Below are 23,969 nucleotides of genomic sequence, written 5' to 3' on the forward strand. Positions count from 1 at the left end.
TTCATGAGACCGTTCCTCCCTTCTTTTCACATAGTTCAACCAGCACTCCATTTGCGGCCTTTGGATGCAGGAAAGCAATGGAGGCACCGCCTGCACCGTTTCTTGGAGTCTCATCTATCATTTTGATTCCGTGTTCTTTCAATTCTTGAATCCTCATTTTTATATCATCTACCGCCAAAGCCAAATGATGTATGCCTTCTCCGCGCTTTTCAATGAACCTGGCTACAGCACTTTCTTTTGAAACCGGCTCAAGCAGCTCAATTTTTGTTTCTCCTGCCTTCAGAAAAGCCACTTTGACTCCCTGTTCTTCTACCATTTCCATTCCTTCAAGCTTTAACCCCAGTGTTTCCTGATAAAAAGGAAGCACCTCTTCAATTGAATGGACGGCTACCCCAATGTGATCGACCTTTTTGACCATTTCTTCCCCTCCTCATGATGAAAACGCTTAACATCGTGAACATGACATACTTCTTTGCCAATCGACGAAATTCCTTCTTTTTCGGGCAAAAATGTCCATCTTTGTTCATATCTCCTCCCTTGTCCGTACCTCCTATCCGCGTTAGAATAGAAGGACAAACCCTCTGAAATGGAGTGAACGAAATGTCTAAACGATTTCAAAAAGCCATTATCTATCTCATGCTCTTCGTCATGCTGGCAACTACTCTTCTTGCCGGGATGAGCATGTGGTTCTAATAAGAAAAGCGGAGCCGACCGTTTAGCAATGACAGGCAGATAAAAAACACGCCAAAAAAGGTGATTCTCCTCAGGAATCACCTTTTTTAATTGCCCCTTTTTCAGCTGCAATCTCTTCAAAGGACTTGCCGTTTTTTGTGATAAACACTTTGGTCCCAACCGGAATGTGTTCAAAGAGGATTTCGACTTCTTCGTTGTACATGCGGACGCAGCCCTGGGTGACGAAGGATCCGATGGAATCCTCGTTGTTTGTGCCGTGAATGCCGTATATACGTCCATCCGTGTTTTCGGCGTCAAAGCCGATCCACCTTGTGCCGAGCGGATTTTTCGGATCTCCGCCGGGGATGTCTTTTTTCCGGTAATAGGGCTCTGCCGCCTTGACTGTGATCGTAAATTCTCCCTCAGGCGTCAGATTCTCATTTTTCCCGGTTGCGACATCAAATGTTTTAATAATCTGTCCGTTATCAATGTAAGCAAGCTCGTTCGTCTGCTTATTAATGATAACGTACGGATCGCCCACAGAAGGATTTTGCCCGAGCGGCCAAAGCGGAGACAGGAACATCATGAGCAGGAACAGCATTTTCAAAGACTATCACCCTTTTTTGAATTAGGATGCTCCTGCAGCCTTCATTTCATTCTTGCGGGACATGCCTTTAAATTGACTTTTTATCACAAGATATTGTTCCATCTCACGAACAAAATGCAAGAGCGCAGCACGCGCCTCGAATTCTTCACGGGTTTCGGGAAGCGGCATTTCTTCGAACATTTCTCTCATCTCAGCAAGCTTTACAAGAAATTTGTGAGCGGTGTTGCCGGGATGTATCGCTTCTCTAACTTCGCGGATAAAGTCCGCCACAATCTCCGCCTGATCGACCGTTACTTTGATCGAGGCAATGATCGGGAGGACCCTCTCAATGATTTCGAACTGCTTTTCCCTCATCTTAAAATAATGATAGTAGAGATTTTCATGTCTCATAAAATGGTTCTCTACATCTCTGAACGCCAGCGTTTTTGCTTCGTTGATAATTGCGGCCGTTTCTGTGATTTCCCTTCCGTCCCACGAACTGTCATGCGAGAGCAGGTATTCCTCTATTTCAATGAAGATTTTCGAGAGGCGGTCTTCCACTTCCAGCTGATATTCTTTCAGCTTTTTATCAACACTCGGCATGTAAAGGTTCATGATCAGCGCTACCCCAATACCCGTTGCAATCAGCGCGATTTCATTCAGTATCAGATCAAATGTAATGTGCGAGGCTGTGTAGAGATGTAGGATGATGACAGAACTTGTCACAATTCCTTCTTTGGCTTTTAAACGAACGGTGACTGGAATAAAAAATAAGAGCAGAAGGCCGATGACAAATGGATGATAGCCTATTCCTTCGAAAAAGACAAAGGAAAATAAGATGGCGATCAGACAGGCAAAAAAGCGGGCCCATGAGGTCTGAAGCGATTTTTTCTTCGTCACCTGGATGCATAGAATCGTCAGTATGCCGGCAGATGCAAAATTCTGCAGTCCGAAAAGCTCGGCAAGACTGATGGCGATGGCTGCACCAAGTGCTGTTTTGAGTGTGCGGTAACCAATTTTAAACATGCGTCTTCCCCTTGCGTTTCATGTGATAGGCGATTTTCCATATCCTTTTTCATACGTTGCCCAATTGCAGGCTTAAAGATAAAAACGAAAAAAGATGATCATGATGATCACCTTTTTCTAAGTAGCCATTATAGCATTTTTTCAAGGAATAGTTGAGCACGCTGTGTTTTCGGATTTGAGAAGAAGTCTTTCGGAGCAGCGTCTTCTACAAGTCTTCCTTCATCAAGGAAGAGAACCCTGTCAGCCACTTCTCTTGCAAAGCCCATCTCATGCGTAACGATGGCCATCGTCATGCCTGAGAAAGCAAGATTCTTCATGACCTCAAGAACTTCCTTGACCATTTCAGGGTCAAGTGCGGATGTCGGTTCATCGAACAGCATCACTTCCGGGTTCATCGCGAGTGCTCTTGCAATCGCAACACGCTGTTTCTGTCCACCCGACAGACGGTTTGGGTATTCATGCGCTTTTTCTGCGAGTCCGACTTTCTTAAGAAGTTCATGCCCCTGTTCCTCTGCTTCTTTTTTTGAAGTTCCTTTAACGGTAAGAGGTGCATACGTTAAATTCTCAAGAACTGTTTTATGAGGGAACAAGTGAAAGTGCTGAAACACCATTCCGACATTCTGGCGGACTTTGTTGATGTCTGTTTTCGGATTGGTAATATCCTGATCTTTAATGTAGATATGGCCGCTCGTCGGATCCTCAAGCCTGTTCATGCACCGTAAAAAGGTGGATTTTCCTGAACCGGACGGGCCGATGATGGCCACAACTTCTTTTTCTGCGATGTGTGTTGAGATGCCTTTCAGCACTTCTAATTTTCCGAATGATTTATGAAGGTTGTCCACTTTAATCACTGCGCGCCATTCTCCTTTCAACAAGTTTGCCAAGAACCGTTAAAATAATGACCATGACATAATAGATGAGGCCGGCAATTAAGATCGGCTCAAAATAGCGATACGTCTGGCCTCCGACTATGTAGGAGCTTCTCATAATATCCTGTACTCCGATAATCGTCACGATGGCTGATTCTTTTGTGAGGGTGATAAATTCGTTCATTAAAGCAGGCAGAATGTTTTTGATCGCCTGCGGGAAAATAATGTCTTTCATCATTTTTGAATAAGGAACGCCAAGAGCCATTGCCGCTTCACGCTGCCCTTTATCAATGGCCATGATGCCTGCTCTAATGACTTCAGAGATGTATGCTCCTGAGTTAAGAGCGAATGTTGCGACTGCAGCCGGATATGGATCAATTTCAAAGCCCAGTATCTGAGGCGCACCGTAGTAAATAATCAATAATTGCAGGATAAGCGGTGTTCCGCGGAAAATGGATGTGTATGCATCCGCAAACCACATCAGCGGCTTGATTCTGCTGATTTTAAAGAGAGCAAGAATGACAGCCAATGTAAAACCGAGCAGTGCAGAAAGGCCGACAATCTTAAGTGTTACCGGAATCCCCTGCAGGATAAACGGTATCGAGGGCGCTATCGCCGGAAAATCCAGATTCATTGATTTCGACACTCCTTTCTCATGTTAAACAAAAAAACGTTCAACATTCGTGTGTTGAACGTTTTCCTGAATGAACTGCTTATTCTTCTCCGCCGAACCATTTCAAGACAAGCTTTTCAAGTTCGCCGTTTTCTTTCATTTCGTTCAGCACTTTGTTGAATTCCTCAGCATATTTGCTGTCTTTCGGGAATGCGATTGCTGAACCAGCTTCTTCTGTTTCACCGTCTTCAATGACTGTGCCTTCAAGCTCTTTGTCATTTTTGAAGTAGCCTTTTGCTACTGTGTCTTCAATAATTGCTGCATCAAAGCGGCCAGCTTTCATTTCCTGAATCAGTTCAGGGATTCTGTTGCGGTTTTCTACTTTGATATTCACTGTTTCAGCGATTTCTTCTGCTTTGCCTTCTTGAATAGATGCAAGCTGAACACCGACTGTTTTGCCTTCAAGATCTTCAACGGACTTGATGCCGCTGCCCTTTTTAGTCACGATCATGTGCTTTGCAGTGTAATAAACATCTGAGAAATCAACGCTCTTTTTACGTTCTTCAGTAGGCGTCATTCCTGCAAGGACCAGGTCAGCTTTGTTGGCTTGAAGCGCTGGGATCAATCCTGTGAAATCCATGTCCTGAACTTCAATTTCATAGCCAAGCTCTTTGCCGATTGCTTTTGCAAGATCGATGTCAAAACCGATAATTTCGCTTCCTTTTGCTGTGTCAATGTACTCAAATGGCGGATAATCGGCTGATGTTGCCATTTTCAGGACTTTTTTCTCTTCTTTGCCGGATGTTTCTGAAGAACCGCAGGCAGCAAGAACTCCAATCACCAAAATCGAAATCAAAAACAGTGCAAACTTCTTCATTTTTACTTCCCCCTCGTTATTTTCTTAAAATTCTAAATTTAATAATATTATGTTCTATAGAATAATAATTTACAAGACTTTTTTCGCGAATAAATATCCGAATAAATGTATTTTAACACAGACTTATAAATATGCAATATATCTTTTAATAATTTATTTTTATGCAAGAATATTATAGTAAAAAAGAATGTTAAACTATGGAAAAATATAATTACGCAAAAAAAACTGCCGCATAAGCGGCAGTTTAGATTTCTTCGCAATATTGGTCAAATGCTTCCTGAAGCTTTGCTACAACACTCATCGGGTCATGTCCTTCAATTTCGTGGCGCTCGACCATAGTCATGAGTTTTCCATCTTTTAGCAGGGCAAAAGACGGAGATGATGGCGGATAACCCGTAAAAAAGTCTCGGGCGTATGCAGTCGCTTCTTTGTCCTGTCCGGCAAAAACCGTTACAAGTCGGTCCGGGCGTTTATCATAATGCACGGAATGCGCAGCTGCCGGTCTGGCAATTCCACCTGCACATCCGCAGACGGAGTTGATCATGACAAGCGTTGTTCCTTCTTTTTTAAACGTTTCTTCAACATCTTCAGGTGTTTTCAGCTCTGTATAGCCTGCTGCTGTAATCTCTTTTCTTGCCTGAGCAACGACATCGTTCATAAACATATTAAAATCAATATTCATTGGTTGCATCTCCTTTATACACACTATACATCTATTCTACCAGCAGATTTTGAAAAAAACTACTGTCTTGCATGACTCTCTTGGACTCACCCTTCTAAAAAGGCTGCAATCAGCTCTTTGACACTTCCAGAAACCGGGCGTTTTCCGCTGATGACCTCTTGCTCAAGGACAGGCATCGTTCCTTTAATCGATGGATGCTGAAAAAAGTGATGCTTCAGCTGTTCATGAATCATTTCATATAACCACTCTTTTTGCTGAAGCTGTCTTCTTTTTTCAAACACGCCGCTTTTCATGGTTATGTCCAGAAAAGCCGTAACAGTGTCCCAGATTTCTTCGATTCCTTTTTCCTGAATGGCAGAAACCGTGACAGCCTTTGTTTCCCATCCTCTTGTGTAGGATGTCAGAAAGTGAAGAATTTGATTATACTCATGCCTTGCTCTCTCTGCATTCTTTACGTTATCTCCATCGGCTTTGTTGACGACAACAAGGTCCGGCAGCTCCATGATTCCCTTTTTCATCGTCTGAAGCTCGTCACCTGCACCGGTAAGAACGAGGAGAAGGAAAAAATCGACCATGCCTCTGATTGCAAATTCCCCCTGGCCTACTCCCACAGTTTCGACCAGGATGACGTCATAGCCCGCCGCTTCGCAGACAATGATGGATTCTCTCGTTTTTCTGGTCACTCCGCCCAAAGTTCCGCCAGACGGAGATGGGCGGATAAAGGCATCCGGATTTCTGGACAGGCGCTCCATTCTTGTTTTATCCCCGAGAATGCTGCCTTTGGACACCTTGCTGCTGGGGTCGACAGCAAGTACAGCTACCTTGTGGCCCTTTGCGCACAAATACGTTCCGAACGCATCTATGAACGTGCTCTTCCCGGCACCGGGTACGCCTGTAATCCCGATCCGGACGGACTTGCTTGTTGTCCGCTGCTGCAGCGCTTCAATCATCTCCTGAGCCGTTTCGAAATGCTTTTCAGCATTGCTTTCGACAAGCGTAATGGCTTGTGCAACCGCTGTTTTGTAACCGCTAATCACACCGTCTGCATACTCGTTTGCACTCTTTCCCGCTTCTCCTGCCTTTTTTCTTCGTTTAGGAGCATCGGTCATTCTTCTGCTGCCTCATAGCCAAGACGTTCATATACTTTTTCGAGCATGATTTTTGCAGCATTCGGAATCACCGTTCCGGGACCGAAAATAGCAGAAGCTCCGTTGCTGAGAAGAAATTCGTAATCCTGATACGGGATCACGCCGCCGACGATGACCATGATATCTTCTCTTCCCAAAGCCTTCAGCTCCTGAACAAGCTGCGGCAGAAGAGTTTTGTGCCCGGCTGCAAGCGAGCTCATTCCGACGATGTGCACATCATTTTCAACGGCCTGCGCCGCCGTTTCTGCAGGAGTCTGAAATAAAGGGCCGATGTCAACGTCAAAGCCTAAATCTGCATAAGCGGTGGCAACTACCTTCGCTCCGCGGTCATGTCCGTCCTGACCCATTTTTGCAATCAGAATACGGGGCCTTCTTCCTTCCAGCTGTGAAAATTCATCTGTCATCCTTCTGACGCTTTCGATTTCTTCTTCATTTGAAAACTCTGAACTGTAAACACCGCTTATAGAGCGGATTACTGCCTGATGGCGTTTAGACGCTTTTTCTATTGCGTCTGAAATTTCCCCGAGAGTGGCTCTGGCCCGCGCCGCTTCCACAGAAAGCTCAAGCAGGTTCCCCTCTCCCGTCTTCACGGCTTCTGTGAGAGCCTGAAGCGCTTGATCCACCTGCTTCTGATCACGTGATGCCCTCAGCACTTGAAGTCTCTCAATCTGCTTGCGTCTCACCTCGGTATTATCAATAGAAAGAATTTCAATTGGATCCTCTTCCTCGACTTGATACTTATTCACGCCGATAATCGTTTCTGATCCGGAGTCAATTTTCGCCTGGCGTTTTGCGGCAGCTTCTTCTATTTTCATTTTAGGAAGACCGGTCTCGATCGCTTTTGCCATTCCCCCGAGATTTTCAACCTCTTCAATGTGTTCCCATGCCTTATCCATCAGCTGCTTGGTCAGTGACTCCACATAATGGGATCCTCCCCACGGGTCAATCACATCGCAGATGCCTGTTTCTGCCTGAAGATAAAGCTGGGTATTCCTTGCAATCCGCGCAGAAAAATCAGTAGGCAGGGCAATCGCTTCGTCAAGTGCATTTGTATGCAGAGACTGGGTATGGCCCATAGCAGCGGCATGTGCTTCAAGGCATGTCCGGATGACATTATTAAATGGATCCTGTGCAGTCAGGCTCCAGCCGGATGTCTGTGAGTGTGTCCGTAGTGCGAGCGATTTCGGATTTTTCGGCTCAAACTGTTTTACAATCTGCGCCCACATTAATCTCGCCGCTCTCATTTTGGCCACTTCCATAAAATAATTCATGCCGATTGCCCAGAAAAATGACAGCCTCGGCGCAAACTGATCGATTGTAAGACCCGCTTTTAAACCCGTCCGGATATATTCCAGGCCGTCAGCAAGCGTATAAGCGAGTTCAATATCCGCAGTAGCCCCCGCTTCCTGCATATGATAGCCTGAAATGCTGATGCTGTTGAACTTCGGCATATGCTTGGCGGTGTACTCAAAAATATCCCCTATGATTCTCATAGATGTATCAGGAGGGTAAATATACGTATTTCTCACCATGTACTCTTTTAAAATATCATTCTGAATCGTACCGGCAAGCTTCTCTTTAGAGACACCCTGTTCTTCCGCTGTCACGATATAAAAAGCCATAATCGGTAGAACAGCGCCGTTCATTGTCATTGACACAGACATCTGATCAAGCGGAATGTCCTGAAAGAGAATTTTCATATCCAGAATCGAGTCAATGGCAACTCCCGCTTTTCCGACATCTCCTTCCACTCTTGGATGGTCGGAGTCATAGCCTCTGTGCGTGGCCAGATCAAAGGCGACTGAAAGACCTTTTTGCCCCATTGCAAGATTCCGCCGGTAAAACGCGTTGCTGTCTTCAGCGGTTGAAAAGCCGGCATACTGCCTGATTGTCCACGGCCGGTTCACATACATCGTGGAATACGGGCCTCTTAAAAACGGAGCAATGCCCGGATAGCTGTCCAAAAACGGCATCTCTTTTCTGTCTTCCTCTGTATAGGCCGGTTTAAGCGGAATCCCTTCGTTTGACAGAAAAGCTTCTGTGGAGCCTGTCTGTCTTTCTGGACTCTTTTTTTCCGTCCATTCAACATTCGCAAAACTGATCCGGCTCATTTACTTCACCCCCAAGTGACTATGAAGATTCTTTAAAAATTCGTGCACATTCATCCCCTGGTAAAGGGAAGCAGCATATTCGGTCTTAAAACGTCCTGCAAGGAAGAGCGGATGTTTTTCAGACAGGTTTTTAAGGTCCAGCAATCCATATTCTTCGTCTGTTCCGCATAAGATGACAGGCTTGTCTGCCTCTGCCTCGTCCATCGCCGTAATTTTTGCTTCCACGCCTCCTGCCGCAAGCAGTCCTGCCGTAAAATCAAGTCTTGCTTTATAATCAATCGGTTCACCAAACACGACCACTTGGATGAAAGGAAAGCTTCCTGTTTCTTCTTTAAATCTTGACGAAGCGGCCCTGAGCTCTTCAAACGGCTCGGAAAGCCTCTTTTGCAGCAGCGGTTTCACCCCGTCCTGAAGGTCATCCCGGTACATCAGGCTGTTGAGTTCAGTTGCTTTGACGGTATAAGCGTTCTGGATCCATTTCGCAATGTCTGGTGCAGAGTGAGCCGTACTTTTGTCTGGCTTCACTTTTTCTTCTGCCTTCGCCTCGTAAGCTGATTCCTGAAGATTGGCATAAACGTTCGTTCCAATCAGCTGCACGCTCCGTTTGCTGATATCCTCCAGGCGCTTCTCAAGCAGACTGCTCAAATGGTTCTGGATATACTCGTTCTTCGCGGCCTCTGCAAAGCCTCCAAGCGTTTCAATTGCCTGGATTTCCTTCCACGATTGCTCGGCAAGTTCACTTGTCAGCTCTTCAATGTACCATGATCCCGCTGCAGGGTCTTGCACCTTTGAAAGATGGCTTTCTTCTTTCAGTACGTAGTGCGTATTTCTCGCCACCCGTTCTCCGGTTTTGCCCGGCTTGCCAAGCACTTCATCAAATGGAGTAATAGACAGGCTGCTGACTCCCCCGGCCGCAGCAGAAAACGCTTCTGTCGCTGCCCTCAGCATATTGACGTGAATATCGTGTTTCGTTTTCGTGATCAATGATGTGGCCGCATGCAGATCAATCGGGAACTTCAGAGGATCTGCACCAAATCCGCTTAAAACAGCAGCCCACAGTTTCTTAGCTGCTCTGAACTTGGCAATTTCCATAAAGAACGGCGCCGCTGCCGAAAAGGAAAATGCCGTTCTGCCGGCAATCACATCAACAGGCACACCCCGGTCTTTTAAGGCATTGAACAGTTCAATGGCATTGGCGAATGTATAGGCAAGCTCCTCTTTTGCAGAAGCTCCGGCATTCCGGTAAATGTGCCCCTCCAAAAGGATGGTTTTGACGTCCGGCAGGTTTGCTTCTTCCAGCGCCTTCATCATATCCGCTGCAGCATCCAGTTTATCTGAAAGCGGCAAACGGCTTCCCCCGCTCTCAATCCACTCCCCAAACGGATCAAAAGCAAACCGGCCGCTTCCATTCCGATTTTTCAGGAAGGCTGTGAAAATCGGAAAAAATCCGATGTTTTCTTTTATCGAAATGTGAAACGGGGTTGCACTTAAATCCGTATTTTCAAACGCAATTTGAATATCTTCATATGTATTGAGAAAAGAGACATCCTCAAGATGAATCGTATCCTGTCCGTTTTTCAGCGCCTCATGAAATTCCGCTTTCAGTTCTTCAGGCGTTTTTGAATTCTGAAGTTTTTGGCTCACTTCCCAGCCGTTTTGCTTCTCCTGATGCCCTGGAATCTGATGAGCAGCCCGGCTGTTTTGCTCTGTATAAACAGGACGCAGTGTAATGCCCTCATATGTTTTTCTAGAGAGCGTCTCAATGCTTTTTCCTTTCAGCGCTCTTTCTGCTTCTTCCACCCACATTTGTTCGGTTGCTTTTTCAAAATCATATCTTTCCCTGCTGATTCTTTGCTTCATTCTCCCGCTTCCCTGAAGGAAGCACACCCCCTTGACGCAAAAGAATGCGTTTACATTTTTGAAAATAATAAAAACTTAGTTTCTTTTATTTTAGTACACCTTGCAGAAGTCAGCAAATGTAATTCATAATTGAAACCAGAGCAAGTTTTGAAACGTATAGGAAGAAAGATGTTTCATTTAATGGAAGAGAGGATAATTTAATGAAGAAGAGACCTTTCGGATTAAAAAAGAAGCGGAAAAAGAGAAGCAGCAAATGGCTTGATTTCCTGTTCGATCTCCTTGAACTGGCCGAATTCCTGATTCTTCTTCCTTTCCGCATCATCTATTATTTGCTCCGTGCTGTTTTAAAGGCATTCGGAGACCTTTTCAACTTTTAAACGACTTTTGCTCGTAAGGGGTTTTTTTATGGCTGAATATAAAAAGGGCATTCTTATCTACAATGGCAATGCCGGTCAAAAAGATGCGGAAAAAACGCTTGGCGTTTGCGTTCCCATTATCTCGCAGCATGTGGAGCAGCTTCTTTTGCTCCAGACAAAAAAACCTCTGGACGCCCTGGAGTTCTGCCGGGAGCATGGTGAAGGAAGTGATATCGTCATCATTCTTGGGGGTGACGGAACGGTTCATGAGTGCATTAACGGTCTTGGCGGACTTGAAAACAGACCGGTCATTGCCATACTTCCGGGAGGCACCTGCAATGACTTCTCCAGAACACTGGGCATCCCGCAAAACCTGAGAAAAGCTGCAGAATGCATATTTGAGGGTGAAGTCCGCGGAGTAGATGCAGCTGAATCAACTAGCGGTTATTTCCTCAATTTCTGGGGCATCGGCCTGATCGCCGAAACATCTGAAAATATCAACGACACCGAAAAAGCACTGCTTGGCAGAGTCAGCTACTTTCTCAGCGCACTCCGAACAATCAAAAGCATGAAGCCATTTACCTTTAAACTGGAGCTGGATGACAGAGTCATAGAAGATGAAGCCATCATGGTCCTGCTTGCAAACGGACGGATGATCGGAACAAACGAGCTTCCCTACCCTGACATACAAATAGATGACGGTCTTGCGGATATCTTTATTATAAAAGAAGCAAGCTTCACGGTATTAAAAGAAATCTTCACCATGAAAGACACCATCGACTGGGACCATCTCGATTCACAGCTCCAGCATTACCGGACAAGCATCATGAAAATTGAAACGGAAGACGAAATGAACTGCGACACCGACGGAGAAGTCTACTCCTCCACTCCCGAATCCATCCGTATTCTGCACCAGCATTTTCAGATGCTGGTTCCAAAAGTGGTTATTTAAAAAGTGTTCTGCAGCTATTGCTGTTGGGGCACTTTTTTTTGTGGGGGGGTTGGAGGGTCCGAACACTTTGCTGGCTTTTTGGCATCTGCAAAGTGTTGTTAAAGCCAGATTAGAACACTTTCTGGGCTTTCTGGCCTCTGCAAAATGTTGCTAAAGCCAGGTTAGAACACTTTCTGGGCTTTCTGGCCTCTACAAAATGTTGCTAAAGCCAGGTTAGAACACTTTCCGGGCTCTCTGGTCACTGCAAAATGTTGTTAAAGCCAGATTAGAACACTTTCTGGGCTTTCTGGCCTCTACAAAATGTTGCTAAAGCCAGGTTAGAACACTTTCCGGGCTCTCTGGTCACTGCAAAATGTTGTTAAAACACATTTAGAACACTTTCAGGACTTTCTAACATCTGCAAAATGTTGTTAAAGCCAGGTTAGAACACTTTCCAGGCTTTCTAGCCACTGCAAAGTGCTGCAAAAGAACCCTGCTAGCCTCCCCCTTCTCAAAACAAAAAAAACAGGCATAGAAAACCGAAGTTTTCCTGCCTGCTTAATGTTTTTAATAGATCGATGTTGTTTCTTTTGATGTTTGTTCGATGATTTCTTTCACCCGTGCCAAGAATCTTCCGCAGATCAAGCCGTCGAGTACACGGTGATCGAGGGACATGCAGAGGTTGACCATGTCTCGTACAGCGATCATGCCGTTGTTCATGACAACCGGGCGCTTCACGATGGATTCGACCTGAAGGATGGCAGCCTGCGGGTAATTGATAATACCCATGGACTGGACAGAGCCGAATGATCCTGTGTTGTTGACCGTGAAGGTGCCGCCTTTCATATTGTCTGCAGACAGTTTGCCGGCACGGACTTTTCCTGCAAGTTCTGAGATTTCGCGGGCAATGCCTTTGATGGTTTTTTCGTCCGCATGTTTGATGACAGGGACGAAAAGGGCATCATCTGTTGCGACTGCAATCGAGATGTTGATGTCTTTTTTCTGGATGATGCTGTCGCCTGCCCACATGGAGTTGATTTGCGGGAATTCTTTCAGTGCCTGGGCAACTGCTTTGACGAAGAAGGCAAAGAACGTCAGGTTAAAGCCTTCTTTTTGTTTGAACTCGTTCTTGAGACTGTTGCGGTATTCCACGAGATTCGTTGCATCCACTTCCATCATCGTCCAGGCGTGCGGAGCTTCATGTTTGCTGCGAAGCATGTTGGCTGCAATGGCTTTGCGGATGCCGGTAACCGGTATTTCCACGTCTCCCGGCTGCGCGGTGACAGCTGCTTCCTGCGTCGTTGCCGGTTTGGCCGAAGCCGGAGCTGCAAGGGTTTCCTTCAGTGCTGAAGGTGCTTGTTTCTCCGCGGCAGCTGGAGCCTGCTTGCCTGCTTCTGCAGCTTTAGGGATATTTCCGTTTTCGATCAGCTGCTGAAGATCTTTTCTTGTGATTCTCCCGCCTGCCCCTGTACCGTTCACTTGGGTAAGATCAATGTCATTCTCCTGGGCAAGGCGAAGGACAGCTGGTGAGTATCTCTTTTTATTAGACTGATCCTGTTCTTGTACAGGCTCCTGAGCTGTTTTTTCAGCTGCAGGCGTTTCAGCTTGAGCAGGTGCTTCTGTTTCTGCACTGCCTCCGACTTCTACTTTGCAGATAATTTCTCCTACAGCAAGCGTGTCTCCCTCTTCAGCTGTCAGTTCCTTGATGACGCCTGAAAAAGAGGACGGGACCTCTGCATTTACTTTGTCTGTCATAACCTCTGCAATCGGGTCGTACTTATTAACGGTATCTCCGACGGATACGAGCCATTTGCTGATGGTGCCTTCTGTTACACTCTCCCCAAGCTGGGGCATGGTCATCTGTTCAACTGCCATGAAAGTTCCCTCCTCAACTAGAACGTTTCTTAAAACTCCGCAAGCTTCCGCATCGCTGCTTCGACTTTATCAGGGTTGATCATAAAATGTTTTTCCATTGTCGGGGCATAAGGCATCGCAGGAACATCAGGACCTGCAAGACGCATGATTGGAGCATCCATGTCGAACAGGCAGTTTTCAGCGATGATCGCTGAAACTTCACTCATGATGCTTCCTTCTTTGTTGTCTTCTGTGACAAGCAGGACTTTGCCTGTTTTTGATGCCGCTTCAATAATCGCTTCTTTATCGAGCGGATAGACTGTGCGCAAATCAAGAATATGAGCTGAAATGCCGTCCTGGGCAAGTTTTTCCGCAGCCTGAAGGGCAAAATGAACGCAAAGGCCATACGTGATGATTGTGATATCTTCGCCTTCCCGTTTTACATCCGCTTTCCCGATCGGCAGAACATAATCATCATCAGGGACTTCCCCTTTAATCAGACGGTACGCCCGCTTATGTTCAAAGAAAAGAACAGGATCTTCGTCTCTGATGGCAGCCTTCAGCAATCCTTTTACATCATAAGGAGTTGACGGCATCACAATTTTCAGACCCGGTGTATTGGCAAAAAGAGCTTCAACTGACTGGGAATGATACAGAGCGCCGTGCACTCCGCCGCCGTAAGGGGCACGAATGGTAATCGGACAGTTCCAGTCATTATTGGAACGGTATCTGATTTTCGCCGCTTCTGATACGATCTGGTTGACAGCCGGCATGATAAAATCAGCAAATTGCATTTCGGCAATCGGTCTCATGCCATACATGGCCGCTCCGATTCCTACTCCGGCAATCGCAGATTCTGCAAGCGGCGTATCAATGACGCGTTCTTCTCCAAATTTATCGTAGAGTCCTGCTGTAGCTTTAAAGACTCCGCCTTTTCTGCCGACATCTTCGCCAAGGACAAACACCTTCGGGTCGCGTTCCATTTCTTCGCGAATGGCCATTGTTACTGCATCTATATAAGAAATGACTGGCATTGTACTTCCCCCTTACTCTGCGTATACGTATTTGAGTGCTGATTCCGCTTCTGCATACGGCGCATTTTCAGCGTAATCCGTCGCTTCATTGACAACCTTCATAATCTGATCAAGAATCTCTTTTTCCTTCTCTTCTGTCAGGATGCCTGTCTCCTTCAGATAAGAGGCAAATGTTAAAATCGGATCCTTTTTCTTCGCTTCAGATACCTCGTCCTGTCCGCGGTATGAACGGTCATCATCATCACTTGAATGAGGCGTCAGACGGTATGAAACTGCTTCAACTAGAGTCGGCCCCTCACCGCGGCGTCCTCTGTCTGCAGCTTCTTTCACTGCTGCATAAACTTCAAGCGGATCGTTTCCGTCCACTGTCACGCCAGGAATGCCGTATCCAACAGCACGGTCGGAGATTTTTTCGCATGCAACTTGCTTCTCATACGGCACACTGATGGCGTACTTGTTGTTTTCGCACATGAAAATAACCGGAAGTTTATGAACACTTGCAAAGTTTGCGCCTTCATGGAAGTCACCCTGATTGGATGAACCTTCTCCGAATGTTACGAACGTCACGATGTCCTTTTTCTCCATTCTTCCTGCAAGAGCTATGCCGACAGCATGCGGCACCTGCGTGGTTACAGGAGAAGAACCTGTTACGATGCGGTTTACTTTTTGCCCAAAGTGACCGGGCATCTGGCGTCCGCCTGAGTTCGGATCTTCCGCTTTTGCAAATCCCGAGAGCATTAACTGCTTGGCTGTCATGCCAAAAGCAAGAACAACGCCCATATCTCTGTAGTAAGGAAGCGCGTAATCTTTTTTCCGGTCAAGGGCAAAAGCAGCTCCTACCTGTGCCGCTTCCTGTCCCTGACAAGAGATGACAAACGGAATTTTCCCTGAACGGTTCAACAGCCACATGCGCTCATCAATTTTACGGGCCATAACCATAGTTTCATACATTTCAAGAACATCCTGATCTGTCAGACCAAGAGTTTGATGACGATTTTCAGCCATTTTGCTGCCTCCTAAAAATCAGTATGTAAGGGAAGTCGTTCCCCTTAAGAATGTATTGCGCTGCCGTCCACTGCAAGTGCAGCTTCGCCGATTGCTTCAGAAAGCGTAGGATGCGGATGGATCGTGTGCCCGATTTCCCAAGGGGTTGCATCCAGCACCATGGCAAGACCGGCCTCTGAAATCATATCTGTCACGTGCGGACCAATCATATGAACGCCAAGAAGGTCATTTGTTTTCGCATCTGCCACCAGTTTGACAAACCCGTCCGACTCTCCGAAAACAAGCGCTTTGCCGATTGCACGAAAAGAAAACTTCCCTGTCTTCACGTCAAAACCGGCATCTTTTGCTTCTGCTTCCGTGTAGCCTACACTTGCGATTTCAGGTGTGCTGTAGACACATCTTGATACGTTTCTGTACGTAATGGCAGAAGGATTTTTCCCGGCAATGTGTTCAACGGAGGTAATACCTTCGTGTGAAGCTACATGAGCAAGCTGCATGCCGCCGATCACATCACCGATTGCATAGATATGTGACTCTTTTGTCTGCATAAATGCGTTTGTTTTGATAAATCCGTTTTCAATCTGGATGTCGGTGTTCTCAAGGCCGATGCCTTCAACATTCGCCTGACGGCCGACGGAAACAAGAATTTTTTCTGCTGAGAAGGTTTTCACTTCGCCTTTATGCTCAGCAGATATGGAGACTCCTTCTCCTTTTTCAAGTGTTTCAGAAAGCACCTTTGCACCTGTCACAACCGCGACGCCCTTTTTCTTCAGCAGGCGCTGCATTTCTTTTGAAATATCTGCATCTTCTGTAGGGAGAATTCTGTCTGCATATTCAAGAACTGTCACGTCAAGACCGAAATCTGAAAGCATGGATGCCCATTCAATTCCGATCACGCCTCCGCCGACAATGATGATGGACTTCGGCAGGGACTGAAGGTTTAATGCTTCATCTGAAGTGAGGACTGCTTCTCCATCAATTTCAAGTCCAGGAAGGCTGCGCGGTCTTGATCCTGTTGAGACAATCACATTCTTCGGTATGAGCATTTCATTTTCCTCCCCGTTGTTCATTTCAACGGAGATGGTTCCAGGCATTGGAGAAAAAATCGACGGTCCAAGGATTCTGCCTGTTCCTTCAAATACATCAATTTTTCCCTGTTTCATTAAATGCTGCACTCCTTTATGGAGCGTATCGATAATGGACTGCTTCCGTTCCTGCACTTTGGCAAAATCAAGCTCGACTCCGGAAGTGATGACACCGAATTCTTCGCTTCGTTTTGCTGTTGCAAAAACCTCCGCACTTCTAAGCAAAGCTTTGCTTGGTATGCAGCCTGCATGCAGACATGTGCCGCCAAGCTTCCCTTTTTCAACAATAGCTGTTTTTAAACCGAGCTGGCTTGCACGAATGGCTGCTACATAGCCGCCTGTGCCTCCGCCGACAATCACGAGATCATATTCAGTTGCCATGGGATCATGCTCCTTTCTTTAACCGGTAAGAAGATCTATTTTGGCGCTCAGTTTCTGCTGAGCGGTTTTGCGATGACGAGGTTGGGATATTCTTTCGGCTCTTCTTCTCCCCGAAGGACACGAAGTGCACCTTCTGTTAGAGCCTGCAGCTCATTCTCACCCGGGAATACCGTAATGTCTGCTATCCAGTCAATATAAGACGAGATTTCTTTTACAAACTTCTTCCCGTATGCGAGGCCTCCGGTAAGGATTATCGCATCTACTTTGCCTTTAAGGACTGCACTTGCAGCACCGATTTCTTTTCCGATTTGATAAGCCATCGCATCAAAAACCAGCTTTGCCCGCTCGTCACCTGCTGCAATCATGCGTTCAACCTTTTGTCCGTCATTTGTTCCAAGGTAGCCCACAAGGCCTCCGCGGCCGACAAGCATTTTCATAATTTCCTCGCGGTAGTAATCCCCTGAGAAACACAGGCTGACAAGATCTCCTGCAGGAACCGTCCCAGCTCTTTCAGGGCTGAACGGTCCATCACCATGGAGACCGTTGTTCACATCGATCACTTTTCCCTGCTTATGGACACCTACTGTAATCCCACCGCCCATGTGAGCGACAATCAGGTTCATTTCCCCATACGATTTGCCGTACTGCCTGGCCACTTTTCTTGCGACTGATTTTTGGTTCAGTGCGTGAAAAATACTTTTCCTTTCAATTGAAGCAACGCCTGATACTTTTGCAATCGGTTCCATTTCATCGACAACGACAGGATCTACGATGAATGCAGGGATATTAAGGCCTCCAGCTATCTCGTATGCAATGATTCCTCCAAGGTTAGAGGCATGCTGGCCTGCATAGCCTATCCGGAGATCATGAAGCATCTGCTCATTGACATGATATGTTCCGCCTTCAATCGGACGAAGCAATCCGCCTCTTCCGCAGACAGCGCTTAATTTTGAAATGTTGATGCCTTCTTCATCAAGCGTCTCAAGAATCGTTTGCTTTCTGAATTCGTATTGATCAATGATTTGGGTGAAAGACTGAATCTTTTCCGCATCATGTCGAATTGTTTTTTCAAAAATAGAACGTTCATTATCAAATACACCAATTTTCGTAGAAGTTGAACCAGGGTTGATGACGAGTATCCGATATTCTTTTTCTTGCAACTTTCATAACCTCCAGGTAAGAGAAGGATCTGACCAAACAGACCCTGCTCCATGTATTTCCAAATTAGCGGCGGCTTAAAATATGATGGCCGTTTTGAAGGAACTGGCTGCGGGAGTTTCTCATTCTTTCAATCCGCTCTTCTGCCAGACGGTCAGCAGCCATATAAGTAGGAATGCCGTCACGCTTTGCAATTTCAAATACACGCTCAATGTTCTGGTAGATGCCTTCTACTTTTTTCATGGCTCTTTCGCTGTTATAGCCAAGAAGTTCGTCGGCTACATTGATAACTCCGCCGGCATTAATGACGTAGTCCGGTGCATAAGCGATTCCCATTTCATGAATTGTATCGCCGTGGCGTGTTTCTTTCAGCTGATTGTTTGCAGCCCCCGCAATGACTTTTGCTTTAATTTGAGGAATAGTATCGTCGTTAATGGTTGCTCCAAGTGCACATGGTGCATAAATGTCGCAGTCAACTGAATAAATCTCATCAGGATCGACAGCTTTTGCTCCAAATGCTTCCACCGCTCTTTGAACCGCTTCTTTATGAATGTCTGTTACGATCAGCTGCGCACCTTCTTCATGAAGATGTCTGCAAAGGTTAAAGGCAACATTTCCTACACCTTGTACAGCTACCGTTTTCCCTTCAAGTGAATCTGTTCCAAAGGCTGCTTTAGCCGCTGCTTTCATTCCGCGGTATACACCGAATGCAGTGACAGGAGACGGGTTGCCTGAAGAGCCGAATGCAGGAGAAATACCTGTTACATAATCTGTTTCCTCATGAATCAGGTCCATATCTTCTACTGTAGTCCCTACATCTTCTGCTGTAATATAACGGCCGTTCAGCCCTTGAATATAGCGGCCGAATGCGCGGAACATTTCTTCATTCTTATCTTTTCTAGGGTCTCCGATGATGACCGTTTTGCCGCCTCCGAGGTTAAGTCCCGCTGCAGCATTTTTGTAAGTCATGCCACGTGCAAGACGAAGGGCATCTTCAATGGCATCTGCTTCAGAAGCATATGTCCACATGCGCGTTCCGCCAAGAGCCGGTCCAAGCGTTGTATCGTGAATAGCAATGATCGCTTTTAGTCCTGATTGTTTATCCTGGCAGAAAACCAATTGCTCATAGTCGTATTGTTCCATATATTTGAAAATTTCCATCTGTAAATCCTCCTAGTGGTATCATTTTTGCTTTTTCTGTTTTCAGCTTGTGCAAATGGCAAGTGCCAGTGAATAAAGCTTGCTTTCAGCTGAATCTGCACGGCTTGTCAGTACAATTGGCGCTTTAGCTCCTGCAATAACAGCTCCAACCTTTGCCCTTGCGAAATAAATAAGTGATTTATATAAAACATTGCCAACTTCAATGGTTGGTACCAATAAAATATCTGCCTGTCCCGCAGCTCCGCTCTTTATGCCCTTATGCTCCGCAGCTTCCATGGAAACGGCGTTATCAAGAGCCAGCGGCCCGTCTACAAGACAATGTTTGATTTGCCCGCGGGCATTCATTTGCGTTAGTGCAGCAGCATCAAGTGTGGCCTGCATGGCCGGGTTAATGACTTCAACCGCTGCAAGCGGTGCAACTTTCGGCATCTCAATGCCGATTTTCCTTGCGACCGTAACGGAGTTTTCAAGAATCTGCTTTTTTTGCTGAAGATCCGGCGCAACGTTCATGGCAGCATCTGTCACAATGGTGTACCGGTCGTAGCCTGGCACACCAAAAACGGCCACGTGTGAAAGGATGTTTCCCGTGCGAAGACCGAACTCCTTGTTCAGTACAGCTTTTAAAATCACAGCAGTCGGAACATTCCCTTTCATAAGAACATCCGCTTCATTTTGAAAAACGGCTTTTACAGCTGCTTCTGAAGCCTGTTCGGTTGATCTTGCGTGATGGATTGTGACTCTTCTGGGATCAATTTGTTTTTCAAGAAGCATCGTTTCAATGACTTCTTTGTTGCCAAACAGCATAAAATCAGCCAGTTCCCGTTCTAAAGCAAGCTTAACAGCTTCAAGAACTTCCTCGTCTTCTGCCGCTGCAACAGCAACCGTCTTATTTTCCAGCTGTGCCGCTTTTTCCAGCAGGTCGTCTAATGTCATGTAGTGTTCAACCCTTTCTTGATGTAATCACAGCACCCGATTATGTATAATGCAAGAAGCGTGCCAAATGAAAAAACGTGAAACCGCTTCATCTGCTATTTATTTTTCGTGCAAAATATTGCATATCACGCAATATTTTGCATGCATTATTTTTCAATTCCGTATTTCTCCATCTTATAATACAGGTTTCTTAATGAAACACCTAATGAAGAAGCGGTTTTTGTCCGGTTATAGCCATGTTTAATCAGTGCGTTCTGTATCAGGTTTTTTTCGACTTCTTCCACAGCTTCGGCAAGCGTAATATTCCCGGTATCTTCTATAAGGACACTCCCGGTATGTCTTTCTTTTTCAGAACTCTGAATGAGTTCAGGCAGATGGCGGGCTGTGATTCTCAGTTCATGATAGTGCATAAAGATCATCGCTCTTCCGATCACATTTTCAAGCTCTCTCACATTACCCGGCCAGCTGTATCCCATCAGTGCCGCTGCTGCTGATTCATCAATTCCTTCAATACTGCGTCCATAATCCTGATTCAGCTTTCTGATCAGATGTTCGGCAAGCATGGGAATGTCACTTTTCCTGTTCCGCAGCGGAGGAATGGATATTGGGTACCTGTTTAATCTGTAATACAGATCCTCCCTGAACGTGCCGTCAGACAAGGCTTTTTCGATATTGATGTTCGTTGCGGCAATTACCCTTACATTGATGGAAATGGATTTCGCCGACCCTACTCTGACAATTTCTTTTTCCTGAAGAACGCGCAGCAGCTTGGCCTGTACACTGGCTGACAGTTCACCAATTTCATCAAGGAAGATGCTTCCGTTATTCGCCTCTTCAAAAAACCCACGCTTGCCTCCGCGTTTCGCGCCTGAAAACGCTCCTTCTTCGTAGCCGAACAATTCACTTTCAAGCAGGGTTTCTGAAATGGCTGCACAGTTTACTTTAATAAACTTGTTGTATTTTCTGTCGCTAGCATTATGTATAGCGTGTGCAAATAACTCTTTTCCCGTCCCCGATTCTCCTCTCAGGAGTACGGTCGCAGGTGTTTTCGCCCCAAGCTTTGCCTGTTCGATCGCAAGCTTGATTTCTTCACTTTCACCGACAATGTCTTCAAAGGAATATTTCGCTTCGAGGGTTCTGATAATTTGCCTTGCCCGGTTCAATTCTGTTGTCAGCGTTTGGATCTCAGACATATCGTGAATGACGCCCACGCTTCCCTTTAGCTTGCCGTCGACAATAATCGGGGCTACATTGACGATGACGTCTTTTTTAGAAGGGCCGACTTTCATTCTCACTCCGCGGACGGGCCTTCTTGTTTCAAGCACTTTCATATGCATGCTTTCCCCCTCTGAGATGTCCGCTGTAGCAGGCATTCCGAGGACCTCGCCCTCAGTCAGGCCGGTCATGCGGGAGTAGGCAGGATTAATCATGATGCCTCTCCCTTCTTCGTCCACCACAGAAATCGCTTCATCCGATGACTGAATAATCGCCTGAAGCATGGTCTGAATTTCTTTTAGGTTCGTCATCTCTTCAGCAAGATTCACAATTTCCGTTATATCTTTAAAAAGCGAAAGCGCCCCAATAAGAATGCCCGAGTGGTCAAAAATCGGAATTCGGGTTGTAATGATTTTCAGGCCGTTCTCAAGAACCTGCTCCTGGTTCATTTCAACTTCTTTCGTCTGGAGGATTCTCGGCAGTTTGCTTGATGGCATGACTTCCCTGACAAGCCTGCCGATGACATCCTCCTTTTTTAAGCCTGTCATTTCTTCGGCCATTTTATTAAAAAGAATGAGCCTCTCCTTGTCGTCGATGACAATCATGCCGTCATTCGTTGCGTCAAAAATGGTTTCATGCTTATATGTAATTTCTTGAAGAGCTGTAATCAGATCTTCTTTCTGATTAATCAGATTTGTTATGATATGAGCCACGCTGCCCGGTATGATGACTGTGCTCCTGCTTCTTTGCTGAAGCAGTTCTTCAAACACTTCAGAACTCCCCGTTGCTTCTATGACAATGTTAATCTGATCAGACAGAAGCGGCTTCCAGTCTGAGCTGGTCAGAATTCCGATTTTTTTGGCATATTCGATACCCGGTGCATTTGAATCAATATCAACAACAGCCATAATTTCCATCGCTTTGATCTCAAGCAGCATTTTAAGGAGTGCAGTCCCGCCTTTGCCCGCACCAACAAGCAGCACTTTTTGCATGAATCTATCCCCTTGTTTTTTATAAAATCGGAAAATACTCCGTAAAAAAAGCCTTTCCCATTCCCTCATTAGTGTACTCGAACAGCTCCTTTTATGCAAAAAATTGCACGATCTCATCATCTGCTTTTGCTCACTTGACAAAAAGGCCCATTCACTTGACAATTTAGAAAGAACAGGGAAAGGACAAGGGGAAATATGAGGATAGTTGCTCTGATTATAATGGTCATACCTGGCGTTTTGGCAGGCTATGGCATCAAGCTTATGCGCGATATGCTGTTTGGCATTCTCCAGCCGCCATTTCCGGCATTATGGATGCAGTTCATAGGAGGACTGCTTTTGTTTATAGGGGGATTAAGCTTTGTCGCAGGATTCATCTTCCGCAGAGACTCAAAGAGGAAAAAGGTTCAAAAGCGATTCCAGAGGTAGTAAAGCAAAAGCGCCAAGTCAGCCCGGGCGCTTCGTCAATCAGCCATTTTTTAGTGATTTTCTAATTCGCACAGCCATTTCAGGATAATCTGTGAAAAATCCTGCACAGCCGGCTTTCATTAGGTCCTTCATCATTTGTTCGTCGTTGACCGTATAAGGCCTGACCATGACCCCGTGCGCCTGACTTTCTGCAATCATTGATTGATCAGCCGATAAAAAGTAAGGGTGCACGGAAGCAGCAGGGATGGTTTTTGCATATTCCCAAGGCTGATACAGCCTTTCATGAATCAGAGCCCCGCGCTCAATATGAGGTGAAATGTGATAACATGTTACTAAGCTGTCATGGTTAAACGAAGAGAGGATAACTCGGCTCTCTAAGGTATATTTTCCAATGATGCTGATTACTTTTTCTTCGATCTGCCCGTAATGGATTCGGTCATTTTTCAATTCAATATTCAGCTTAACATTTAGCGGTCTAATCCACTCTGCCACTTGTTCAAGAGATGGCACGGATGCTTTTCCGCTCCACTCAGGAAACAAATAGCACGCATCAAGCTGCTGAAGCTCTGCATACGTCAAATCTTTAACATAGCCGGTGCCGTTTGTGGTTCGGTCAACTGTTTCATCATGGATGACAACGGGAATGCCGTCTTTAGAAAGATGCACATCCAGTTCAATTCCGTCAGCACCAAGGTCAATTGCCGCCTGAAAAGACGGCATCGTATTTTCAGGATACGTGCCGGCTGCACCCCGGTGGCCAAATATAATCGTCATTGCTTTTTCACCCGCTTAAAAAGAATAAAGGAGGATTTCCCATGAGACCACTGCCAATTTCAGCTGATACGGCTGTAAAATTGAGCGAAGCACTGAATGTACCGGTTGAACAGCTGATGCATATGCCCCAGCACATTCTGCTTGCAAAGCTTGCTGAACTTGAGAAAAAAGAGAATTGATCTTTAACTGAAAAGAACCCCCTTTCAATCGAAAGCGGGTT

The 23,969-nt window shown here is 45.9% G+C and carries 24 protein-coding genes; 5 read left to right on the forward strand and 19 right to left on the reverse strand.

Features of this window, described 5'->3' with window-relative positions:
- Nucleotide 1: 1 nt before the first annotated feature.
- Nucleotides 2–418: a methylmalonyl-CoA epimerase gene (mce, locus tag JOJ89_RS13940; RefSeq protein ID WP_203287974.1), complete on the reverse strand. Its 417-nt coding sequence runs from the start codon at nucleotides 416–418 to the stop codon at nucleotides 2–4.
- A 182-nt stretch (nucleotides 419–600) separates the two neighbouring features.
- On the opposite strand from mce, the gene prli42 reads away from it, so the two are divergent.
- The gene (gene prli42, locus JOJ89_RS13945) at nucleotides 601–693 is read left to right on the forward strand and encodes a stressosome-associated protein Prli42 (protein ID WP_087946338.1); all 93 of its coding nucleotides are present in this window, start codon (nucleotides 601–603) and stop codon (nucleotides 691–693) included.
- A 70-nt stretch (nucleotides 694–763) separates the two neighbouring features.
- On the opposite strand, the gene JOJ89_RS13950 is transcribed toward prli42, so the two are convergent.
- The 9 genes from JOJ89_RS13950 to JOJ89_RS13990 all read right to left on the reverse strand — a co-directional run bounded on the left by JOJ89_RS13950 (nucleotide 764) and on the right by JOJ89_RS13990 (nucleotide 10,444).
- A complete protein-coding gene (locus JOJ89_RS13950) occupies nucleotides 764–1,279 on the reverse strand; it encodes a L,D-transpeptidase (protein ID WP_029279843.1) in 516 nt (171 codons plus the stop codon).
- A 21-nt stretch (nucleotides 1,280–1,300) separates the two neighbouring features.
- Nucleotides 1,301–2,284: an aromatic acid exporter family protein gene (locus tag JOJ89_RS13955; protein ID WP_203287977.1), complete on the reverse strand. Its 984-nt coding sequence runs from the start codon at nucleotides 2,282–2,284 to the stop codon at nucleotides 1,301–1,303.
- A gap of 128 nt (nucleotides 2,285–2,412) precedes the next feature.
- A complete protein-coding gene (locus JOJ89_RS13960; protein WP_035207046.1) occupies nucleotides 2,413–3,135 on the reverse strand; it encodes an amino acid ABC transporter ATP-binding protein in 723 nt (240 codons plus the stop codon).
- Entirely contained in the window at nucleotides 3,128–3,787 is a 660-nt protein-coding gene (locus tag JOJ89_RS13965; protein ID WP_029279838.1) for an amino acid ABC transporter permease, read from the reverse strand. The genes JOJ89_RS13960 and JOJ89_RS13965 overlap by 8 nt, the downstream gene beginning before the upstream one ends.
- A 79-nt stretch (nucleotides 3,788–3,866) precedes the next feature.
- Nucleotides 3,867–4,643: a transporter substrate-binding domain-containing protein gene (locus JOJ89_RS13970; protein ID WP_029279836.1), complete on the reverse strand. Its 777-nt coding sequence runs from the start codon at nucleotides 4,641–4,643 to the stop codon at nucleotides 3,867–3,869.
- A gap of 244 nt (nucleotides 4,644–4,887) precedes the next feature.
- Nucleotides 4,888–5,325 carry a BrxA/BrxB family bacilliredoxin gene (locus JOJ89_RS13975; RefSeq protein WP_029279834.1) on the reverse strand — a complete coding sequence of 146 codons (438 nt, stop codon included), beginning with the start codon at nucleotides 5,323–5,325 and terminating at the stop codon, nucleotides 4,888–4,890.
- Nucleotides 5,326–5,411: 86 nt separating this feature from the next.
- Entirely contained in the window at nucleotides 5,412–6,434 is a 1,023-nt protein-coding gene (gene meaB / locus JOJ89_RS13980; RefSeq protein WP_203287979.1) for a methylmalonyl Co-A mutase-associated GTPase MeaB, read from the reverse strand.
- Nucleotides 6,431–8,584 (reverse strand): methylmalonyl-CoA mutase, encoded by a 2,154-nt coding sequence (gene scpA / locus JOJ89_RS13985; RefSeq protein WP_203287989.1) that lies wholly within the window; start codon nucleotides 8,582–8,584, stop codon nucleotides 6,431–6,433. Before scpA ends, meaB begins: the two co-directional genes overlap by 4 nt.
- Nucleotides 8,585–10,444 (reverse strand): methylmalonyl-CoA mutase family protein, encoded by a 1,860-nt coding sequence (locus JOJ89_RS13990; protein WP_203287991.1) that lies wholly within the window; start codon nucleotides 10,442–10,444, stop codon nucleotides 8,585–8,587.
- A 200-nt stretch (nucleotides 10,445–10,644) separates the two neighbouring features.
- Here JOJ89_RS13990 and JOJ89_RS13995 point away from each other — a divergent pair, with 200 nt between their 5' ends.
- Nucleotides 10,645–10,821 carry a hypothetical protein gene (locus tag JOJ89_RS13995; RefSeq protein WP_203287993.1) on the forward strand — a complete coding sequence of 59 codons (177 nt, stop codon included), beginning with the start codon at nucleotides 10,645–10,647 and terminating at the stop codon, nucleotides 10,819–10,821.
- Between the two features lie 28 nt (nucleotides 10,822–10,849).
- Complete coding sequence (locus JOJ89_RS14000; protein WP_203288003.1) at nucleotides 10,850–11,752, forward strand: YegS/Rv2252/BmrU family lipid kinase; 903 nt, start codon at nucleotides 10,850–10,852, stop codon at nucleotides 11,750–11,752.
- Nucleotides 11,753–12,298: 546 nt separating this feature from the next.
- Here JOJ89_RS14000 and JOJ89_RS14005 read toward each other — a convergent pair.
- The 8 genes from JOJ89_RS14005 to JOJ89_RS14040 all read right to left on the reverse strand — a co-directional run bounded on the left by JOJ89_RS14005 (nucleotide 12,299) and on the right by JOJ89_RS14040 (nucleotide 22,549).
- Nucleotides 12,299–13,606 carry a dihydrolipoamide acetyltransferase family protein gene (locus JOJ89_RS14005; protein WP_203288005.1) on the reverse strand — a complete coding sequence of 436 codons (1,308 nt, stop codon included), beginning with the start codon at nucleotides 13,604–13,606 and terminating at the stop codon, nucleotides 12,299–12,301.
- Nucleotides 13,607–13,635: 29 nt separating this feature from the next.
- Nucleotides 13,636–14,619 (reverse strand): alpha-ketoacid dehydrogenase subunit beta, encoded by a 984-nt coding sequence (locus JOJ89_RS14010; protein WP_203288007.1) that lies wholly within the window; start codon nucleotides 14,617–14,619, stop codon nucleotides 13,636–13,638.
- Nucleotides 14,620–14,631: 12 nt separating this feature from the next.
- Entirely contained in the window at nucleotides 14,632–15,624 is a 993-nt protein-coding gene (locus tag JOJ89_RS14015; RefSeq protein ID WP_203288009.1) for a thiamine pyrophosphate-dependent dehydrogenase E1 component subunit alpha, read from the reverse strand.
- A gap of 44 nt (nucleotides 15,625–15,668) precedes the next feature.
- A complete protein-coding gene (gene lpdA, locus JOJ89_RS14020; protein WP_203288011.1) occupies nucleotides 15,669–17,090 on the reverse strand; it encodes a dihydrolipoyl dehydrogenase in 1,422 nt (473 codons plus the stop codon).
- A gap of 47 nt (nucleotides 17,091–17,137) precedes the next feature.
- Nucleotides 17,138–18,250, reverse strand: coding sequence for a butyrate kinase (gene buk / locus JOJ89_RS14025; protein WP_029279818.1), 1,113 nt, complete (start codon nucleotides 18,248–18,250; stop codon nucleotides 17,138–17,140).
- Between the two features lie 64 nt (nucleotides 18,251–18,314).
- Complete coding sequence (gene bcd / locus JOJ89_RS14030) at nucleotides 18,315–19,409, reverse strand: branched-chain amino acid dehydrogenase (protein ID WP_029279816.1); 1,095 nt, start codon at nucleotides 19,407–19,409, stop codon at nucleotides 18,315–18,317.
- A gap of 42 nt (nucleotides 19,410–19,451) precedes the next feature.
- Entirely contained in the window at nucleotides 19,452–20,342 is an 891-nt protein-coding gene (yqiS, locus tag JOJ89_RS14035; protein WP_203288013.1) for a phosphate butyryltransferase, read from the reverse strand.
- Nucleotides 20,343–20,488: 146 nt separating this feature from the next.
- The gene (locus JOJ89_RS14040; RefSeq protein ID WP_203288024.1) at nucleotides 20,489–22,549 is read right to left on the reverse strand and encodes a sigma-54 interaction domain-containing protein; all 2,061 of its coding nucleotides are present in this window, start codon (nucleotides 22,547–22,549) and stop codon (nucleotides 20,489–20,491) included.
- A gap of 195 nt (nucleotides 22,550–22,744) precedes the next feature.
- Here JOJ89_RS14040 and JOJ89_RS14045 point away from each other — a divergent pair, with 195 nt between their 5' ends.
- On the forward strand, nucleotides 22,745–22,975 hold the full coding sequence (locus tag JOJ89_RS14045; RefSeq protein WP_029279810.1) for a DUF2627 domain-containing protein: 231 nt from the start codon (nucleotides 22,745–22,747) through the stop codon (nucleotides 22,973–22,975).
- Nucleotides 22,976–23,014: 39 nt separating this feature from the next.
- On the opposite strand, the gene JOJ89_RS14050 is transcribed toward JOJ89_RS14045, so the two are convergent.
- A complete protein-coding gene (locus JOJ89_RS14050; RefSeq protein ID WP_203288026.1) occupies nucleotides 23,015–23,749 on the reverse strand; it encodes a glycerophosphodiester phosphodiesterase in 735 nt (244 codons plus the stop codon).
- Nucleotides 23,750–23,790: 41 nt separating this feature from the next.
- On the opposite strand from JOJ89_RS14050, the gene JOJ89_RS14055 reads away from it, so the two are divergent.
- The gene (locus JOJ89_RS14055) at nucleotides 23,791–23,928 is read left to right on the forward strand and encodes a YycC family protein (protein ID WP_081414161.1); all 138 of its coding nucleotides are present in this window, start codon (nucleotides 23,791–23,793) and stop codon (nucleotides 23,926–23,928) included.
- Nucleotides 23,929–23,969 lie beyond the last annotated feature (41 nt).

Source organism: Metabacillus sp. cB07 (assembly GCF_016839225.1).
GTDB lineage: Bacteria > Bacillota > Bacilli > Bacillales > Bacillaceae > Bacillus_P > Bacillus_P indicus.

Bases quoted from the DNA above. Each gene is read 5' to 3' on its own strand.
- JOJ89_RS13955 (WP_203287977.1), bottom strand. From the start codon at position 2,284: ATGTTTAAAATTGGTTACCGCACACTCAAAACAGCACTTGGTGCAGCC.
- JOJ89_RS14055 (WP_081414161.1), top strand. From the start codon at position 23,791: ATGAGACCACTGCCAATTTCAGCTGATACGGCTGTAAAATTGAGCGAA.
- JOJ89_RS14045 (WP_029279810.1), top strand. From the start codon at position 22,745: ATGAGGATAGTTGCTCTGATTATAATGGTCATACCTGGCGTTTTGGCA.
- JOJ89_RS14040 (WP_203288024.1), bottom strand. From the start codon at position 22,549: ATGCAAAAAGTGCTGCTTGTTGGTGCGGGCAAAGGCGGGACTGCACTC.
- yqiS (WP_203288013.1), bottom strand. From the start codon at position 20,342: ATGACATTAGACGACCTGCTGGAAAAAGCGGCACAGCTGGAAAATAAG.
- JOJ89_RS13995 (WP_203287993.1), top strand. From the start codon at position 10,645: ATGAAGAAGAGACCTTTCGGATTAAAAAAGAAGCGGAAAAAGAGAAGC.
- JOJ89_RS13970 (WP_029279836.1), bottom strand. From the start codon at position 4,643: ATGAAGAAGTTTGCACTGTTTTTGATTTCGATTTTGGTGATTGGAGTT.
- JOJ89_RS13975 (WP_029279834.1), bottom strand. From the start codon at position 5,325: ATGAATATTGATTTTAATATGTTTATGAACGATGTCGTTGCTCAGGCA.
- meaB (WP_203287979.1), bottom strand. From the start codon at position 6,434: ATGACCGATGCTCCTAAACGAAGAAAAAAGGCAGGAGAAGCGGGAAAG.
- prli42 (WP_087946338.1), top strand. From the start codon at position 601: ATGTCTAAACGATTTCAAAAAGCCATTATCTATCTCATGCTCTTCGTC.
- JOJ89_RS14005 (WP_203288005.1), bottom strand. From the start codon at position 13,606: ATGGCAGTTGAACAGATGACCATGCCCCAGCTTGGGGAGAGTGTAACA.
- bcd (WP_029279816.1), bottom strand. From the start codon at position 19,409: ATGGAAATTTTCAAATATATGGAACAATACGACTATGAGCAATTGGTT.
- scpA (WP_203287989.1), bottom strand. From the start codon at position 8,584: ATGAGCCGGATCAGTTTTGCGAATGTTGAATGGACGGAAAAAAAGAGT.
- JOJ89_RS13990 (WP_203287991.1), bottom strand. From the start codon at position 10,444: ATGAAGCAAAGAATCAGCAGGGAAAGATATGATTTTGAAAAAGCAACC.
- JOJ89_RS13965 (WP_029279838.1), bottom strand. From the start codon at position 3,787: ATGAATCTGGATTTTCCGGCGATAGCGCCCTCGATACCGTTTATCCTG.
- mce (WP_203287974.1), bottom strand. From the start codon at position 418: ATGGTCAAAAAGGTCGATCACATTGGGGTAGCCGTCCATTCAATTGAA.
- JOJ89_RS14050 (WP_203288026.1), bottom strand. From the start codon at position 23,749: ATGACGATTATATTTGGCCACCGGGGTGCAGCCGGCACGTATCCTGAA.
- lpdA (WP_203288011.1), bottom strand. From the start codon at position 17,090: ATGGCAACTGAATATGATCTCGTGATTGTCGGCGGAGGCACAGGCGGC.
- JOJ89_RS14000 (WP_203288003.1), top strand. From the start codon at position 10,850: ATGGCTGAATATAAAAAGGGCATTCTTATCTACAATGGCAATGCCGGT.
- JOJ89_RS14010 (WP_203288007.1), bottom strand. From the start codon at position 14,619: ATGCCAGTCATTTCTTATATAGATGCAGTAACAATGGCCATTCGCGAA.
- JOJ89_RS14015 (WP_203288009.1), bottom strand. From the start codon at position 15,624: ATGGCTGAAAATCGTCATCAAACTCTTGGTCTGACAGATCAGGATGTT.